At 55.5% G+C, this 13,878-nt stretch carries 11 protein-coding genes and 1 tRNA gene; 3 read left to right on the forward strand and 9 right to left on the reverse strand.

All coding sequences use genetic code 11. The features are described from left to right. Nucleotides 1-221: 221 nt before the first annotated feature. The 6 genes from K3757_RS16520 to K3757_RS16545 form a co-directional block, all read right to left on the reverse strand. Nucleotides 222-611, reverse strand: coding sequence for a hypothetical protein (locus tag K3757_RS16520; RefSeq protein ID WP_259997168.1), 390 nt, complete (start codon nt 609-611; stop codon nt 222-224). A gap of 60 nt (nt 612-671) precedes the next feature. Next, a complete protein-coding gene (locus K3757_RS16525; RefSeq protein WP_259997170.1) occupies nt 672-2,456 on the reverse strand; it encodes a TRAP transporter fused permease subunit in 1,785 nt (594 codons plus the stop codon). 67 nt (nt 2,457-2,523) lie between these two features. Next, a complete protein-coding gene (locus K3757_RS16530; protein ID WP_259997178.1) occupies nt 2,524-3,483 on the reverse strand; it encodes a TAXI family TRAP transporter solute-binding subunit in 960 nt (319 codons plus the stop codon). 99 nt (nt 3,484-3,582) lie between these two features. Next, nucleotides 3,583-4,293 carry a hypothetical protein gene (locus K3757_RS16535; protein WP_259997186.1) on the reverse strand — a complete coding sequence of 237 codons (711 nt, stop codon included), beginning with the start codon at nt 4,291-4,293 and terminating at the stop codon, nt 3,583-3,585. 398 nt (nt 4,294-4,691) lie between these two features. After that, a complete protein-coding gene (locus K3757_RS16540; RefSeq protein WP_259997189.1) occupies nt 4,692-5,837 on the reverse strand; it encodes a lytic murein transglycosylase in 1,146 nt (381 codons plus the stop codon). A 112-nt stretch (nt 5,838-5,949) separates the two neighbouring features. Then, nucleotides 5,950-6,411 carry a CreA family protein gene (locus tag K3757_RS16545; RefSeq protein WP_259997191.1) on the reverse strand — a complete coding sequence of 154 codons (462 nt, stop codon included), beginning with the start codon at nt 6,409-6,411 and terminating at the stop codon, nt 5,950-5,952. Between the two features lie 103 nt (nt 6,412-6,514). Between K3757_RS16545 and K3757_RS16550 the strand changes: the two genes are divergently transcribed. The 3 genes from K3757_RS16550 to K3757_RS16560 all read left to right on the forward strand — a co-directional run bounded on the left by K3757_RS16550 (nt 6,515) and on the right by K3757_RS16560 (nt 9,372). Continuing rightward, the gene (locus tag K3757_RS16550; protein ID WP_259997193.1) at nt 6,515-7,750 is read left to right on the forward strand and encodes a putative DNA modification/repair radical SAM protein; all 1,236 of its coding nucleotides are present in this window, start codon (nt 6,515-6,517) and stop codon (nt 7,748-7,750) included. Further along, nucleotides 7,747-9,177, forward strand: a complete 1,431-nt coding sequence (locus tag K3757_RS16555) for a UdgX family uracil-DNA binding protein (RefSeq protein ID WP_259997195.1) — start codon at nt 7,747-7,749, stop codon at nt 9,175-9,177. Before K3757_RS16550 ends, K3757_RS16555 begins: the two co-directional genes overlap by 4 nt. A 118-nt stretch (nt 9,178-9,295) precedes the next feature. After that, nucleotides 9,296-9,372 (forward strand) — tRNA-Met (locus K3757_RS16560). Between the two features lie 546 nt (nt 9,373-9,918). Here K3757_RS16560 and K3757_RS16565 read toward each other — a convergent pair. The 3 genes from K3757_RS16565 to K3757_RS16575 form a co-directional block, all read right to left on the reverse strand. Continuing rightward, complete coding sequence (locus K3757_RS16565) at nt 9,919-10,233, reverse strand: putative quinol monooxygenase (RefSeq protein WP_259997197.1); 315 nt, start codon at nt 10,231-10,233, stop codon at nt 9,919-9,921. Between the two features lie 50 nt (nt 10,234-10,283). After that, nucleotides 10,284-12,221 (reverse strand): TRAP transporter fused permease subunit, encoded by a 1,938-nt coding sequence (locus K3757_RS16570; RefSeq protein WP_259997198.1) that lies wholly within the window; start codon nt 12,219-12,221, stop codon nt 10,284-10,286. A 99-nt stretch (nt 12,222-12,320) separates the two neighbouring features. Then, complete coding sequence (locus K3757_RS16575) at nt 12,321-13,511, reverse strand: TAXI family TRAP transporter solute-binding subunit (RefSeq protein WP_259997199.1); 1,191 nt, start codon at nt 13,509-13,511, stop codon at nt 12,321-12,323. Between the last annotated feature and the right edge of the window lie 367 nt (nt 13,512-13,878).

Raw genomic sequence — 13,878 nt, forward strand, 5'->3', positions numbered from 1 at the left:
GGCAAAAGAGCGGCTGCCTAGCTTAGCTTAGCTTATTTTTTCATCTGAACCTCCGCGATATCCGGGTCTGTTTCTGCGGGTTCACCACTGCGCCCGGCGCTGCCTCTTGAAGACCCGCCACAATGATCCGATCCATTGCGGCCAGCCGTCAGTGACGATCCCATCTCTGCCATGCGCCCCATCACCCCTTAGGGCTCGCAACTCAAAGCCGTTTTCGGCGGCTATAAACAGCGCGATCGGTTCCCGCGACGATCAAAGCTTTCGCCCTGTTCCGAGCTGGCAGGGATGGCATCGTCACCGCCTACCAGTTTGGCCGCGCGTTGTCGGCGCGCGTTGTCGGCATCAGATAAGGTAGAACAGGCAAAAACCCTATCAATCTGTCGGATAACAGCCAGAGTATCTGCTTGCGCGGCAATCACCAGCACGCACGGAGTCGCAACAAAACGGCCGATCAGAACCCGCGCTTGGGTCACATTCTGCTTTTCAAGCGTGAAGACTGTGACCGAAGCAGGAGGTCGTGCTTCTTGCGCGCGGCTCCGGAAACCGGCCCAGCCATCACAGCCAGCAAGAGAAATAATGTTCGAGTTTTGGTTATGAGCTGTACGCGCCAAAATCCGGTAGTCAGCCCTGCAAGATACGCAGGAAAAATCACCTTCGAAAAAGCTAGGGTGTCAGAACAGTAGTCCGGAAAACACGATCGCCAAACCGGCTCCAACCATCAGGATTGTCGGCAGAACGCGCCGCGCACCGATCAAGCCGTAAGATACCAGCATCAACCCCGCTGCGATACGCAGCATCGCAATAAGCGCTGCAATCGGATCTTCGGCCAATCGCAGGATGTCGGGGTTCGCAACCATGCCCAGCGGAATGATGTACAGCCCCACGCCCAGCGCCATCGCTGTCAGCGCGACCTTCAGCCAGTTTTCCCCGACCATGCCTGCCGCGATAAATACCGCCCCGCAGACCGGAGGTGTGATTGTGGACAACAACGCGAACCAGAACACGAATAGATGCGCCTGCAACGGTTCCAACCCCAGCTTCATCAGCGCAGGTCCCGCAACTGAAACGCAGATCACATAGGCGGCCGTTGTTGGCACTTCCATCCCCAGAAGCAGGCAAGCCAGCGCAGTCAGCAAGAGCGATGGCCAGAGCAAGCCGCCCGAGCCTTCAAGGATCAGCGAGGTCAGCTTTACCCCCAGACCTGTGATGGACAGCACGCCAATGATGATCGACGCGCACAGAATGATGGAAGCAATCATCGATACTTGCTTGGCAGCATTCATAACGGCGCTGGTAAACCGCTCAATGATCTGGGCGCGGTGGCTTTTCAGATTACCGTTGATAAAGAGCAAAAGGGCCCCTGCAAGGATCGCGAGCGCGGCGGCATATTCTGGCGTATATTTTACCACAAACATCGCCCAAAGAAGCACAGAAAACGGCACCAGAAAAAACAACGATGTGATGATCACGTCACGGCGTTCGGGGCGGTCCTCGGCGGCGACGCCTTTGAGGTCAAAGCGTCCTGCATAGGCATTGATGCCAAACCACACCGCCAGAAAATAAAGAAACGCCGGCAGCAAGGCGGCAGCCATAATGGACGTGTAGGGAACGCCTGTCAGCTCAACCATCACAAAGGCACCGGCCCCCATCAGCGGCGGCATGATCTGCCCGCCCGATGATGCAACGGCTTCAACAGCCGCCGACAGCCGCTTGGGGTAGCCTAGATTGGTCATAGCCGGCAAAGTCACAGCGCCGGTAGACGCGACATTGGCAGATGCGGAACCTGAAATAGAACCGAACAGTGCAGATGAGATCACCGACACTTTGGCCGCGCCCCCTTTCAGTCGTCCCGCAGCAGCAGCGGCAACATTCATGAAACCCTGCCCTGCTTCGCCTGCGTTCAGCACCGCGCCGAAAATCACAAAGATCGCCACAACACTCACCGAAACGCCCGTAAGAGAACCCCAGATCCCGCCTTCGGCAATGGTGAGCGTTCCCAGAAAACTGGCGGTCGGCGTACCAGAATGGCCGAATTGACCAGGGATATGTTGACCGTACAGACCGTAAAGCAGCGCAAGACCTGCAACGATAGGAAGGGGCCAACCGATCGCACGTCGTGCAGCCTCTAGGGTCACACCAAGCAAGACAATCGCAACCAGTGTCTGAAAGTTACTTTCAAGGAACCCGTATTGGTCCCCAAGGCTATCACTGTTCACAGCCACCCAAATAGCGGCCGCGGCGCCAAGCGCGGCCAGCACGCTTCCGCTTAACAGCGCAGCGCGGCTTTTTGCACCGAGCACCAAGACAAAAGGCAGAATGAACGCCATGTGCAGGGGGCGGCTTACCAGATTTGGGATAAGACCGGAAAACACCAACATCAGGTGATAGCCAACCAGACAAGTGGCAAGCAGCAACCACAGCGCGCTTTGCAAGCGGCCTTCAGAGAGATTTGTCATGGCGGATTGGCCTTGTCGTAGATAGGTTAAGACAGGCCGGACGTGAGGTCCGGCCTGCTAGGGGCTGTTACTTCTGCGCGTCGGTCAGAGCAATCCCTGCCTCTTCATAGTAACGCTGTGCACCGGGATGGATCGTGCCTTCGATTGTGCCCATCAGGCCCTCGTTCACACCATTCCACCATGGTGCGTTTTCACCCAGCGTGGATTTGCTTTCCCAGAAAGTTTTGGTCAGCTGGTACGCAGTGTCATCGTCCATACTTGTCGTTGTGTAGGCGACAACCGGCAGCGATGTTGTGGTGATGTCGCCATCTTGCCCTGCGTAGGTACCGGCAGGAATTGTTAAGGTGGTACGTTTGGTCTGCGTGATCTGGTCACCTGTCAGCGACAATACGGTAACCGGCGTGGATGCCGCCGCTTCGATCACGTTTGGCGCAGGCCATGAACCTGCCGTCACGAACCCGTCAATCTGCCCGTTCTTCAGCGCGGCAACCGCGTTCGACAGTTCGGCATCGGCAATCTTTACCTTGTCGGCCATGCCGAACAACCCAAGGTATTTCTCCCCTTCGGTCGCCCCGAACGATCCCTTGCCCAGCAGAATGGTTTTACCTTCAAGACCAGTGATATCGGTCACGCCGCTGTCCTTGGACATGACGAAGTGCATGGTCAGGGACGGAATCGGAAACAGGGCGCGAATTTCGTCGAACTTGGGGTCGCCTTTGCCTTCGAACATAGCCTTGCCGCCTTGGGCTAGGCGAACAAGTGCAGGCGGTGTTGTGAAGACATAGTCGCCGCCACGCGCACGTGTCTCCATCACGTTCTGGACCGAACCTTGGCTTTCTTCGACTGTGACAATCACATTGCCATCAGTGCCGGACTTCATCGCCTCCGCCAGTTCAACGCCCATCTGAAAGTAGGACGAACCGGTTTTTGCCGATTTATATGTGATACGCGTTTCCGCAGATGCGACAGTTGTGCTTAGGGCTGTCAGTGCAAGGGCTGCCACTGCTGACTTGATCAGGGTTTTCATCAGAACTCCTCCTCCAGGATATATTTGCGTTCTGACGGTGACGTTTTGACCCGATTTTCGCAAGCTCAAAACAGCAGCTACGGAGCAAGGCACACCCCGTCAGAGCAGCGAAATATCCGAGCGGGCGGAGCTTGCTATGCGGGCCAGACTTTCTGATGCAGAGATATGCCAATCCAACCCGGCTTGCCCTTCACTGTGGGCAATCCGCAGATTTTGGGCGGCGCGGATGGCATTATTTTCGGTTTCGATCAGGGCTTCGGCCATCGCGCTTCGCTCTGCCTGAATGGCGGCACGGGCGCTGCTATGTTCCTCTGCGCTAATCGCACCCGACGCATACTGAAGATCAAAGCGCGCAAGCGCCTCATCCTGAGCGGCAAGTCGCGCGGGCAGGGTTTGTTGCACCAATGCCATTTGGGTGTTTGTCATCCGCAGTGTCCGAACCACGGCGCTGGCCGACACTTTTTCAATCTGCCGCGTGACTTTCTGCTTGCCCGCCGCATGGCCAACCAATGCGCCACCCAAGGAACCTGACGCCGCGCCGATCAGACAGTTTTGAGCATTGCCTGCCGATACAACCATGATGCCACATCCCAGCGCAGCGCCGATCCCCGCCCCTTTGAGCGTTGTCTGCATAACAATCCTACGGGATAGTGCCGCAAGCGCCTCACCTTGATCAACCGTCCCAGCGCCGTGCGAAGAGAAGCTCATCAATGAAACGTCAGACCGGCTTGAGTGGGCATCCGGCGCGGGACCACACGCTGTCAGCGCAACAAGGGCAAGAGGAAAGAGGCGGCACATATTTTTACGCATGAGAGAAAAGTCCAGATTGTTTCCAAATTCTCGCTAATCGCGGAATGAGGTCAAAAAAGGGCAGGTCGAGACAAAATCATCCGATTTCAATTTGCGCGTGTAAATTTCTGTTTCTTTTTAAATTCATAAGGTTACAGACAGCTTCAGGTTGAAAATTCTAGCTGCTTTGCTAATACTGGATCAGCATCGTTTTGCGCGTGGACCGCGTCGCCGCCACCCTTGATTACCCTCTTTTTAGAAACTTACGGCTTCGCATAGTGTTCTGCACCTGCACATATGGATCGCGGCACGCATAATGGCCGCGATCTTTCGTTTGCCAAAGCCTTGTCTGCTCAGCCCGAACCGCCTTTTACCCACTGAAATCCGGCTAAAGGGACGCCTTACAGAGGGACAAGGACCTAGCCCAGCGCGCGCAACAATTCCTGCGAGGGCTTTCCTGTGGCTGGCAGACCTTTGCTGGCCTGATAGGCGCTGATCGCTTTTTCACTGTTTGGACCAATAACGCCATCGGTACCGCCAGTATCAAAGCCGCGCGCTGTCAGACGCTGCTGGAGCGCGACCCGATCATCTTTGGTCAAACCGTTGGCATCCGGCGGAAAGCTGGAACGAAGCGGGCCTGCACCACCAATCCGGTCTGCCAGATGGCCGACACCGATCGCGTAAGCGTCCGAATTGTTGTAGCGCTTGATTGCGCGGAAGTTGCTTGTCACCGCGAAACGGGGCCCGCCGGGTTGTGGCTGAATGATGCTGCCTTGTGGCGCGCCATTCCCGACCTCACCGCCCCATTTGACTCCGCGCGTCCAGCCGTTGCGCTGCAAATACGCAGCAGTGGAGGCCAGCGCATCTGTGGGGTCTTCGGACCAGATATCGCGCCGACCGTCACCGGTGAAGTCGACTGCAAATGCTTGATAGGATGTCGGGATAAACTGCGTGTGGCCCATCGCGCCAGCCCATGATCCTGTCATCCGCGAAGCTGAGATATCACCGTTCTGTACAATCCGCAGGGCCGCGATCAGTTGCTTTTCAAAGAACGCTCCGCGACGCCCGTCAAAAGCAAGCGTCGAGGTGGCCGAGATCACAGGCACATCACCGCGACGCTCACCAAAGAAGCTTTCGAGCCCCCAAATCGCACAGATGATCTCTGCATTGACACCGTAGCGTCCCTCAAGGGTCTGCAAAGTGCCGCGGTGACGCGCAAATGCAGCGCGCCCTTTGCTGATCCGCTCATCCGAAGCAGCGATAGCCAGGTAATCTTCAAGGCTGCGTTTGAATTCAGTCTGGTTGCGGTCACGTTTGACACAACCCGGCAGATAGCCCGTGCCGCGGAATGCATTGTTCAGCGTGGATTGGCTGATGCCCTGCCCGACTGCGCGCCCGCGAAAGCTGGAAACCCATGCGTCGTAACCGGCATTGGGCGTTGGCAGAAGGTCGGCGGGCAATGCACCGCCAATGTTTGCACTGCTTCGCATGGCGGGCGCGCCACTACATGCTGATAGTGTCAGGGCACCTAGGCCCATTGCGAAAGTCCGGCGTGATAATTGCATACTGCTGCCCCGTTCGTGGAGTTATGGTTTTGTGCGTATGCTATCTTATTGGATGACCAAGGCAACAGGTCATGAAAGCACCCCGCATCCCTGCGCGGCGCTTTGCCAACTTTTAGTCAGACTGTGATGGCTGGTACAACGGCACTGTAGACAGCGACATCTTTGCTGAACCGTTTTGGATTTCCCGCGCATGGCTGATGTAGATCAGAGTTTGGTTCTTCTCATCGAAGATCCGCTTCACACGCAGCGATTTAAACACAATTGACCGCCGCTCGCGGAAGACTTCTTCGCCTTCGTCGCTGCGGTCAATATCACCGATAATGATTGGACCGGTCTGGCGACAGGATATGGAAGAGTTCGAGGGATCTTCAAACCAGTTACCCTTTTGCAGTCGGTCAATAATGCCGCGTTCAAAATAGGTAATATGACACGTCACACCTTGGACTTCAGGGTCGGCAAGCGCCTCAATAATCAGATCGTTTCCAAGCCAGTCGACGTCAACTTCGCCTACGACCTCCGCTGATAAGGCAGCAGGAAAGGAGAGGATGATAGCGGTGAGGAAATGTTTGATCATGACCACAAACGCGCATCCCTGCGCGAAGTTCCCACCTGCGGCAAAAAAGCTTGAGTCAGCTCTGCTATTGCCAGCGAGCGCGTGAGAACATTATAAGAACACCATGACAAAAATGACCCTTCAGGAAAAGCTTGCGGTACTCAGTGATGCCGCAAAATATGACGCGTCCTGCGCCTCATCAGGCACGACGCGGCGGAACAGTTCAGACGGCAAGGGACTGGGCAGCACCGAAGGCTCGGGCATTTGCCACGCCTACGCGCCGGACGGGCGCTGTATCAGCTTGCTGAAAATCCTGATGACCAATTTTTGCATCTATGACTGCGCTTATTGCATCAACCGCGTTTCATCGAGCGTACAGCGTGCACGCTTCTCAGTGGAAGAGGTCGTTCACTTGACCACCGAATTCTATCGCCGCAACTATATTGAGGGTCTGTTTTTATCCTCGGGGATTATCAAAAGCCCTGATGACACGATGGCAGACATGGTGCGTATCGCCCGTGAATTGCGCCATACCCACCATTTCCGCGGCTACATCCATCTCAAAACCATTCCCGATGCCGCTCCAGAACTGATCGAAGAGGCAGGCCTGCTGGCTGACCGTCTATCGATGAATATCGAACTACCCACTGACGCCGGCATAAAGGCCTATGCACCCGAGAAAAACGGTGATGAAATCCGTCGTGCCATGGGGCGTGTGGAGCTGCGCAAGCAAGCTGCAAAGGAGCGGACGCACACGGGGCGAAAGGCCCAGAAATTTGCACCGGCAGGTCAGAGCACGCAGCTGATCGTAGGCGCGGACGGCGCTGATGATGCGACAATTCTGAACAGCTCCACCCGTCTGTACAGTTCTTATAAGCTCAAGCGGGTCTATTATTCTGCATTCTCTCCCATTCCTGATAGCGCCGCGACCCTGCCTTTGATCAAGCCACCACTGGTGAGGGAGCATCGGCTCTATCAGGCAGACTGGTTGCTACGATTCTACGGATATCAAGCAGATGAGATTGCTGCGTCCTCAAAAGGGGGCATGCTTGATCTGGAGATCGACCCGAAACTCGCGTGGGCCCTTTCCAACCGGCACATGTTTCCGGTCGACATCAACCGCGCGTCGCGTGATGTGCTGCTAAGGGTGCCCGGGTTCGGAACCAAATCTGTCGCTCGGATTCTTTCTGCGCGGCGGAACGGCGCGTTGGGCTTCGGTGATCTCACCAGAATTGGGGCGCTGGTGAACAAGGCCAAGCCGTTCATTGTTACGCGGGACTGGTCGCCGGGCAGCATGACCGACGCTGCCAACCTGCGCGCACGCTTCGCGCCCGCGCCCGAACAATTGAGCCTTTTGTGATATACGCCCCGTGCCTGCCCCGTCTGGGTACCTTTGACGCATGGCGGGATGCTGCGCGCGCGCTCGCCAGCAATGGTGTAGACGCCGACCAGATCGAGTGGACAATGGATGGGGCTGAATGCAGCCTTTTCGGGTCGGGCGCGGCCCTACCCGCGGCTCAATCAATGACCGTGCCGAAAGATTTTTTGCCGCTGGCCAAGCTTGTTTGTGCCAGCCGAACCACTGGCGCCCATGACCTTCTATACCGCGTATTGCTGCGCTGTCGCGGCAATGCTGCCCTGCTCGATAATCGCGCGGATACAGAGGTGCAGAAACTGGTGGCATTGGCAAAGAACATTCGCCGCGACATGCACAAAATGAAAGCCTTCGTGCGGTTTCGTGAGGTGACACCGAAAGGGGCAAACCGCCGCCAGTTCATCAGCTGGTTTGAACCTGACCACCGCATTGAAGAGCTGATAGCAGGATTTTTCACCCGCCGTTTTGCTGATATGGATTGGGGGATCGTAACGCCCGAAGTAACAACAAAATTCGAAGGTGGTTTTCTGAGCCAAGAAGCTTTGCCCAGTGACCGCCTTAACCTAAGCGATGCTACCGAAGACCTGTGGCGGACATATTACGCGAACATCTTCAACCCGGCCCGCCTTAAGATCAAAGCGATGCAGTCGGAAATGCCCAAGAAATATTGGAAGAACTTACCAGAGGCTGACCTGATACCCGATCTCATCGCGCAGGCCGAAACGCGGGTGCATCAAATGCAGCAAGACGCGCCCACGCTACCACCGATGCGCGCCGAACGTATTCTTGAACGGCTGCCTGCACGCCCGAAGGCCGAAAACATCCATGCCTGCACCCGTTGCCCAATAGGCGCACAAGCCACACAGGCTGTGGCAGGGGTCGGACCGGACGCCGCGCGCCTTATGATTGTGGGAGAACAACCGGGCGATCACGAAGACCTGAGCGGAAAGCCGTTTGTAGGACCGGCAGGACAAATATTGGATTCCATCGCACGCGAAGCAGGAATAGACCGCAGCGCCGCCTACATCACGAGCGCGGTCAAACATTTCAAATTCAAGCCCCGCGGAAAACGGCGCATCCATCAAAGCCCGAACCGATCCGAAATATCAGCATGCCGTGTCTGGCTCACCCAAGAGATCGCGACGATCAAGCCTGCACTTATCGTCGCCTTAGGTGCGACGGCGGCTCAGGCATTGACGGGGAACGGCACGCAGATCATGGCGCGGCGCGGCAAAATCGAAACCAGCCTAGAAGGCCTACCGGTGCTAATTTCTGTACACCCTTCCGCGATTCTACGCAGCCCCGACAGTGCAAACCTGCGCGCTGCGTTGTTGGAGGATCTTTCAACAAGCAGAATCATGATTGACGCGCTGGAAAGCGACACAACCGTCACTCCGATCACCTCTATTTAGCGAACAAGGTCTTGGCATCCTCCCCCTAAATGCTGCGAGTGCAAATTTTTCTGGTTTTCGTACCGGTTTGCGCTTGTACTCTCTGTTCGGCGGGCATAGTAAAGCCAAACGAAATTGGCGCGGGATGGAGCAGCCCGGTAGCTCGTCAGGCTCATAACCTGAAGGTCGTAGGTTCAAATCCTACTCCCGCAACCAAATTCGGCGATGTATCGCATTCAACAAGGCCCGCCAATCAGGCGGGCCTTGTTGCGTTTGTACCATCAATAGCGCCGCGCGTCGTGCGTTTGATATCTTTCAGGACCTTGTGCGTGGCTTTCGTCCAGAAGATGCAGGGCGCTATTCCCGTGGTGGCAAACTCCTCACGAAGCCAATCCGGATCGTGGCCGCGATGTCACAGCATTCTTGACGAAGCGAATTGACCGCCCAATAGCGCCAGATAAGGCAGGCAGCTTCGCAGCCACACCGTTCTTGGTGCGCGCTATCTGGTGTCCTCGCGTCCAAGTTGCCCGGCGAACCGGGCACCTTGCGACATCCTTTGAGATAGGTTGCGGCAACTGATAAAGATAATGCCGATCATCATCCCGAGGCACACTAATATGGCTCTTGGGCAAATACAGAAGAAGCCAAGCCATTTTTAACTCAGCTGCATAGATACTCTTACCACCCAGTAGTTTGGGAGGATCACTAACGCAGGCATCTCGACTTTGACCCATTTAAAGGGTGCTGAACCTGTTTCTGCCGCTAAACTGACGACAGGATGTGAATCTTGCGATCTGCCAGCATGTCTTTCGTTTTTGCGCCGTACTCTTTCATGTGAGGCGCTCTGGCATGTGCGCCAAGGGCTTCCATGCTCTCCCACTTTTCGATGACAACGAATGTATCCGGACCAAACGCAGCTTGCATCGGACCTGCGTTTTCGGTGTCTATCGTCGCCTCGTAAGCGATACAGCCCTCCTCCGCCAACACGGCAGGGACATTGGCGTTGAACAGTTCCAATACGCGCGCGCGTACGCCAGGTTTTGTTGTGATAACTGCAACGACATGGACAATAGACATAAGTATTTCCTTAATTGAGGCCGAATCCGGCTTTTTGTAGATTTAGGAGGCTATGCGGCCGCCTGCTGAGGTTTGTTGTTTTCCCGCCAGATGATCGCGACCATGAGCGCCGACGCAGCACCACCGATGATGGTTGTCATCAGTCCGGGAAAGCTGAAGGCAAACCCGGCTGCCGCAAGCGGAAGGCGCATCCAAGGCCGTACCAATCCAACGCCTAACAAGTAGCCTTCCAGTCCGCCCGAAAGCAGAACAATCCCGATGATGATCGATGGCAGAACATAGATGAGCGGGGTCAAATCACCCTGAAGCACCAACGCAGGTTGGAACAAGAAGAACAGCGGCACGAAGTAAATCACAACCCCGAGACGCATCGCCGTAAAGGATGTTTGCATAGGCTTGGCGCCCGCAATTGTTGCAGCAAGGAATGCCGCCGCGCCGACAGGTGGCGTGATGACGGATAGCATCGCGTAATAGACAATGAAGAAGTGCACAGCGACAGTATTTAGCCCGCCAATTTCGATGATAGCGGGGGCTAAGGTTACCGCAAGAAAGATGTAGGCGACGATGGCCAATCCGGCCATCCCCATGATGAAGCAAGCCAAGACACCAAGAGCGATGATCATATAGACATTGTCCCCGCCCAAAGCGACAAGGCCCGATGTCATGGAGCCGGTCACGCCAGTGATGGTCAAAGCGCTCACAACAAATGCAATCGGCAAGATGATGGCTGCGGTTTGTGTCACCAAGACGCCAACCTGTCGCAGGGTCGCGAACAGACGCGTGGGTGTCATCATCGTATCGCGCTGAAGGAAACTAAGCGCGATCATAAGTGCACTGGCATACCATGGGGCGTAGTATTCCCAGCGCATATACAGCAGCCCCCAGACCAAGAAGACCATGACCGACAAAAAGGGCCAGCCCCGCTGTAGAACCGCCCGCGCTGATGGCAACCTGTCCGGCGTCATCCCGACCAGCCCTTTGCGGGCGGCATAGGCATCAACCTGCAAGATCAGACCAAAGTAAAACAACAAGGACGGCAGGATCGCCGCCACCATGATGGTCGCGTAATCCACGCCAATTGTGATCGCCATGACAAAGGCAATGGCCCCCATTACGGGCGGCATAACCACCCCGCCTGTAGAGGCACACGCCTCAATCGCGGCGGCGTAATGCGGCGGGTATCCAGCCTTTTTCATTGTTGGAATGGTGATTGATCCGGTGCCCGCAATGTTTGAGAAGATTGAGCCGGAGAGCGATCCGAAAAACGCGCTTGCGACAATAGAAACCTTTGCAGGACCACCGCGGTATTTGCCGAAGCCCGCATTTGCGAGATCAATAAAGAACTGCCCCGCCCCAGTCGCGATCAGGACGCCGGCGAAAACGAGGAAACCCAGCACAATCTCGGCGACGATCTTGGTCGTGATGCCCATCAACCCTTCGGTTCGGAAAACATGCGCCTCGATCATACGTTCAAAGGTATAAGGAATGCCCATAAGCAGGCCGGGAAAATAATCTGCGACCAGCGGGTAAAGCCCCAGCAGAAACACAACCAACAGGAATGGAACTCCGCCCGACCTGCGTGCAACTTCCAGCATCAGAATCCACAGCACTACGCCTGCCGGGTAGCTGGTCCAACCGGCTTGGACGATGTCCCATGCGTGGGTCGAAAACCACAGGCAGATGCCCAGCGCGATGGCGGCTGCAATCGCATCATAGATCGGGACTGTGCGTTGGTTCTTGGTTGCTGGCAGTGCGATGAATGCCGCAGCAAGGAAGATGCCGATAAAGAACCAATAGTACTGGCCTTCAATCAGGCGCTTGCCGCCAATCGGCACGCCAAACACATAGGCAAGCCCCATGCCCAAGCCACAGGTGCAAAGCAAAACAAACGCAATACTGGTCCATGAAAACAAAGACCCAAGCCGCGTCGTTTCCGATCTGTGTTCGGCATCAGAATCAGAAACCGTCTGTGTTTGAGTATCCGACATGAGGTAATCCCGAGAAATATGTGAGTGGAAGAGAGATACAGGGGATGCCGGAGCGGATCACCGCTCCGGCAGCTGTCAATTGTCATGAGATAACCACGTTTACAGACGCGAACGGAAAACCTTCAGGCCTTCGGTATGCTTGGCCATGATTTCCAGAAACGCTTCGTTCTCGAAGTTGATCTCTACGCCCTGTTCCATCGCGGCCTTCATGCCGGCCTGACGCGCAGCGATCCATTGATCCATTTGCTCAATGGCCGCGTTGTTCCACACATCGTCTTCGTCGGTCCAATGGCCGATCTCACGTAGGTATTTCACAGTACCTTCATGAATTGGGATCGGATTGCTGTTCAAGTATCCGCGGAACAGATCAGCAGACATCCGTGCCGCCAGTGCATGAGACCCTTTGTAAGCATCATGTGATTGGTGAATCCACTTCGCCATGTTGTAAGCGAAATCGACATCTGCTGTTTCGGCGATGGAATACACAAAATTCGACGTCATAGAGTTAACGCCTTGCGCAGTTTTGACGCCCAGTGACACTTTTGTCGGAATGGTCATGGGGCGATATGCCAAATAAGCCTCCCAACCCTCTTTATTTTCAGGGTCCATAGCCAGCCAGCGGATGCCGCCGGGGGCGCCTTCCATTTCTGACAACACCGACGAGATCGGCGAGCAATAAGCGACGTCAGATTTGCCCTCGACAACCGAGCGGCAGTTTTCGCCGTAGCTGGATGCGGGCACAAACGTGATCTTTTCTGCAGCTTCTTCAGGCGTCAGGCCGACAAAGGCAGGCAACGCTTGGGTGACAGCCGTGACAATTGCCGGAGAAAACACACCAGACGTGACGCGCACGCCGCCCTTTGCAATGTCTTCAAGGCTATTAAGGTCGGAATCCCCCGCGACGACAAAACCCCATGGCGTATCGTTATGGTGCCACAAAATGCGTTGCGCCATTGGCTTTGCAGAAGCATAGCCGCCAACGCCTTCGGTTTGTGACGCGATCTCTGAGGCTGACACAGAAGATATTGCAATATCTTCACGGTCTGTGAGGCGCTTATAGCGCATTGGCTCACTGTCTTCGGGGACGATCCGCACGGTTGTGCCCGTCTCTTTCTGAAGCGTTGGCCCCCAGCCGTTTGTCGATGCGAAGCTGCCTGATGACGTCCCCGGCGTGCCGATAACAAGCAGGCGCGGCCAGTCATAGTCCTGTGCCATCGCTACGGTCGATAGGCCAAGCGTGACCAAGGCAGACCCGAGGCCAAGCCTCACGGATTTATTTAACTTTCTCATTCAATATCCTCCCGGTTATGATTTTCACTAGTTGCTCTGTAATGAAATCAACGATCTCAAAAATGCCGATCTGACAGAAAAGCGCCCGATGACTGCTAGGTTTACTACCGATCAAAGATCGGTCTTCTGGAATAAATCCGGCACCCTCCACGTGCCATTTCTGTCGGCCATGCAAAGCGCAAAACTCTGACAGATATCGCAAAATTGCAGGCCGCATATCTTTCTCCCAAAGACACACGACTCAATCACTGGTGGAGCCTAGGATGAAAATTCGCAGACAGCAATACCGCAAGACGGAACATAGTTCCGCAAATCTAATGGGTACCTATACTGGGAAAATCGCATCGCAATGGACACGCAATTCGAT

The organism is Sulfitobacter sp. S223 (genome assembly GCF_025143825.1).
GTDB lineage: Bacteria > Pseudomonadota > Alphaproteobacteria > Rhodobacterales > Rhodobacteraceae > Sulfitobacter.

Excerpts from the sequence above, each read along its gene's own strand:
- K3757_RS16540 (WP_259997189.1), bottom strand. The coding sequence starts at position 5,837 with ATGCAATTATCACGCCGGACTTTCGCAATGGGCCTAGGTGCCCTGACA.
- K3757_RS16565 (WP_259997197.1), bottom strand. The coding sequence starts at position 10,233 with ATGTCTATTGTCCATGTCGTTGCAGTTATCACAACAAAACCTGGCGTA.
- K3757_RS16550 (WP_259997193.1), top strand. The coding sequence starts at position 6,515 with ATGACAAAAATGACCCTTCAGGAAAAGCTTGCGGTACTCAGTGATGCC.
- K3757_RS16530 (WP_259997178.1), bottom strand. The coding sequence starts at position 3,483 with ATGAAAACCCTGATCAAGTCAGCAGTGGCAGCCCTTGCACTGACAGCC.
- K3757_RS16545 (WP_259997191.1), bottom strand. The coding sequence starts at position 6,411 with ATGATCAAACATTTCCTCACCGCTATCATCCTCTCCTTTCCTGCTGCC.
- K3757_RS16570 (WP_259997198.1), bottom strand. The coding sequence starts at position 12,221 with ATGTCGGATACTCAAACACAGACGGTTTCTGATTCTGATGCCGAACAC.
- K3757_RS16535 (WP_259997186.1), bottom strand. The coding sequence starts at position 4,293 with ATGCGTAAAAATATGTGCCGCCTCTTTCCTCTTGCCCTTGTTGCGCTG.
- K3757_RS16575 (WP_259997199.1), bottom strand. The coding sequence starts at position 13,511 with ATGAGAAAGTTAAATAAATCCGTGAGGCTTGGCCTCGGGTCTGCCTTG.
- K3757_RS16525 (WP_259997170.1), bottom strand. The coding sequence starts at position 2,456 with ATGACAAATCTCTCTGAAGGCCGCTTGCAAAGCGCGCTGTGGTTGCTG.